Source organism: Mesorhizobium sp. M7D.F.Ca.US.004.03.1.1 (assembly GCF_003998635.1).
Lineage (GTDB): Bacteria > Pseudomonadota > Alphaproteobacteria > Rhizobiales > Rhizobiaceae > Mesorhizobium > Mesorhizobium loti.
Window position 1 is genome coordinate 1 of sequence record NZ_RZQG01000809.1, and the last position, 2,717, is coordinate 2,717.

Sequence of the window (2,717 nt, forward strand, 5' to 3'; positions counted from 1 at the left end):
TCCGAAGAGAACGAGCGCATCGCCCGTTTTCTGGCCGACGAAGCCGAACGCAAGGCTAAGCGCGACGCGCGTTATGCAGCGCGCAAGCAGCGCACCGGCAGAACGCCTCCAGGCTTCTCCGCCCGCTAGCCTCGCGGCAAGCATCGAATTTCAAGGTCAGGGTCGCCTCGCAGCGGCCCTGAACGTGTTTGTCTGCCGCTATGGTCAGGCGGCGAACTTCAGCCCCATGATGCCGCAGACGATGAGCGCGATGCAGGCCAGCCTGATCGCGGTGGCTGGCTCGCCGAGCAGCCAGATGCCGAGCAGTGCCGTACCGACGGTGCCAATGCCGGTCCACACCGCATAGGCGGTGCCGACCGGCAGCGCCTTCAGCGCCAGGCCGAGCAGAGTGAGGCTGACAACCATCGAAGCAACGGTCAGCACGGTCGGCACCAGCTTCGAGAAGCCATCGGTGTATTTGAGGCCGATTGCCCAGCCGATCTCGAACAGTCCGGCAAAAAAGAGAAGAATCCACGACATAGACAACGCTCCATCAGAGAATCGGACCGAAAGTGATTTTCGGGTGTCCGACGCTCAGTCAAACAATGGCGGGTCGTCCCGTCCGGATTTTGGGGGAAGCGCGAGGTCGTCCCCGCCGCGCCAATATAGGAATTTCGGGCGCTCGATCAACAGCGGCCGGCAACAGTGTTGCCGGCCGTAATCTTATTCCGAAGCGGATGGGCCGGACCTACTTGTCCTTGAGCTTCATCGCCTTGACCGGCGGCGCCTTCAGGGCCGGAGCCGGGGCGGGCTTCTTGGCGTCCTTCTTCGGCTTGCGGGCTTCCTTGCCTGCCTTCATCGCACCTTTAGCCATGATTCGTTCCTCCTGATGTGGGAAGCGAAGTGAAACAAGAGAACCGCCGGACCGCAAGGGGTTAGCGACTGCTGCCGCCGTCAGCGGATCGCTTTCAACCGGTTTCTAATTTGCTCGTAAACCCTGGCGGTCCGTGCCATGGTCATTTTCGCACTGCAGCATCAACCCGTGCCTTCGCCGGGTGATCGTCAGGCAGGCCGTCAGGACGACAATGCGAATCCACATCGGCTGCGAGATGAGCTTCGACTTTCCCCAGGAAACGCCGCTCATCGCGATGCTGAATGTGCACTATTCCCGGGCCTCCGATCTCGAACGGCCGGATTTCCTGATCTCCAATCCGCCGGTGCCGATCCAGAGCTATCGCGACAGTTTCGGCAACTGGTGCAACCGGTTCGTCGCGCCGCCCGGGCGTTTCACCTTCGGCACCGACGCGGTGATCCGCGATCCCGGCACCTTCGAGATGGGCGACCTGATGGCCTGGCAACACGAGGTGCGCGACCTGCCAGCGGACACGCTGCTGTTCCTGCTGCCCAGCCGCTTTTGCGAGAGCGACCTTCTGGCCAGCGAAGCGTGGCGGCTGTTCGGCAACACACCGCTCGGCATTCCACGCGTGCAGGCGGTCTGCGACTTCGTCCACAACCATATCGTCTTCAACTACGGCAATGCGCGGCCAACGCGCACCGCGGCGGAAGCCTATCGCGAACAGAGCGGTGTTTGCCGCGACTACGCGCATCTCGCCGTCACCTTCTGCCGGGCACTCAACATCCCGACGCGCTACTGCACCGGCTATATCAGCGACATCGGCATGCCAAAGCCGTGGGCGAGCATGGATTTCTGCGCCTGGATGGAAGTCTATCTCGGCGGCCGCTGGCATGTCTTCGACCCGCGCAACAATGCGCCGCGCATCGGCCGCATCCTGATCGCCTCCGGCCGCGACGCCGCTGATGTGCCGCTGACCCATATTTTCGGGCCGGGCACGCTCGCCGGCTTCAAGGTGTGGACTGATGAGATCGTCGAATAGTCGCCGTTTTCTGCCCGCCAGTCTTTGGCCAGCGACCTCCTTAACGACCGCCGTTTTGAACGAGCCAACGGTTCGCGCGTTGTGATGCCTGTGGAGCTTCTGCCATCTGGCCGTTAGACTGGATGCGCATCAACGGGGACACACCATGGCCGGGCATGGCGGCTCAAAAAGGGTCATTTACGCAGCACTCGCCGGCAATCTCGCCATTGCGGTGACCAAGTTCGCCGCCGCCCTGTTCACCGGCAGCTCGGCGATGCTGTCGGAAGGCGTGCATTCGCTGGTCGATACCGGCAATGGCGGCGTGCTGCTCTACGGCATGCGCCGCGCCGCCCGCCCGGCCGACCGCACGCATCCGCTCGGGCACGCCCGCGAGCTGTATTTCTGGAGTTTCATCGTCGCCCTTCTCGTCTTCGCGCTGGGCGCCGGCGTGTCGTTCTACGAAGGCGTGGTCCATATCATGGCGCCGGAGCCGGTCGCCAACGCTGAGGTGACCTACATCGTTCTGGGTCTTGCCTTCCTGTTCGAAGGCAGCTCGTGGTGGGTGGCGCTGAAGGAGTTTCGCAAGCAGAAGGGCAAGGAGGGCTGGCTGCAGGCCGTGCAATCGAGCAAGGATCCGAGCGTCTACACCGTGCTGTTCGAGGATAGTGCGGCCCTGCTCGGCCTGATCGTCGCTTTCGCCGGCATCCTGGCGGCGGACCTGCTGGAGATGCCGGAGCTCGACGGCGCCGCCTCGATCGGCATTGGGCTGATCCTCGGCGCGACGGCGATCTTCCTGGCACGCGAAAGCAAGGGCCTGCTGATCGGCGAGCCGGCATCACTCGAGGTGCAGAGACAGGTGCTGGC

Annotated in this window: 5 protein-coding genes; 3 read left to right on the forward strand and 2 right to left on the reverse strand. The window is 63.3% G+C overall.

Going from position 1 to position 2,717, the window contains the following annotated elements; all coding sequences use genetic code 11:
• Positions 1-129: DUF6481 family protein (locus EN935_RS42355; RefSeq protein ID WP_245489089.1), on the forward strand; the 129-nt coding region annotated here is incomplete at its 5' end.
• Positions 130-204: 75 nt separating this feature from the next.
• Here EN935_RS42355 and sugE read toward each other — a convergent pair.
• Both sugE and EN935_RS42845 read right to left on the reverse strand, forming a co-directional pair.
• Positions 205-519, reverse strand: a complete 315-nt coding sequence (sugE, locus tag EN935_RS30180) for a quaternary ammonium compound efflux SMR transporter SugE (protein WP_013528463.1) — start codon at positions 517-519, stop codon at positions 205-207.
• A gap of 208 nt (positions 520-727) precedes the next feature.
• On the reverse strand, positions 728-853 hold the full coding sequence (locus EN935_RS42845; RefSeq protein WP_013528464.1) for a hypothetical protein: 126 nt from the start codon (positions 851-853) through the stop codon (positions 728-730).
• A 211-nt stretch (positions 854-1,064) separates the two neighbouring features.
• Here EN935_RS42845 and EN935_RS30190 point away from each other — a divergent pair, with 211 nt between their 5' ends.
• Both EN935_RS30190 and EN935_RS30195 read left to right on the forward strand, forming a co-directional pair.
• Positions 1,065-1,874, forward strand: coding sequence for a transglutaminase family protein (locus EN935_RS30190; protein ID WP_109667764.1), 810 nt, complete (start codon positions 1,065-1,067; stop codon positions 1,872-1,874).
• Between the two features lie 145 nt (positions 1,875-2,019).
• Positions 2,020-2,717: cation diffusion facilitator family transporter (locus EN935_RS30195; RefSeq protein ID WP_127373926.1), on the forward strand; the 698-nt coding region annotated here is incomplete at its 3' end.

What these genes read in the sequence shown, in the direction of transcription:
- sugE (WP_013528463.1), bottom strand. Translation starts at nt 519, where the DNA reads ATGTCGTGGATTCTTCTCTTTTTTGCCGGACTGTTCGAGATCGGCTGG.
- EN935_RS42845 (WP_013528464.1), bottom strand. Translation starts at nt 853, where the DNA reads ATGGCTAAAGGTGCGATGAAGGCAGGCAAGGAAGCCCGCAAGCCGAAG.
- EN935_RS30190 (WP_109667764.1), top strand. Translation starts at nt 1,065, where the DNA reads ATGCGAATCCACATCGGCTGCGAGATGAGCTTCGACTTTCCCCAGGAA.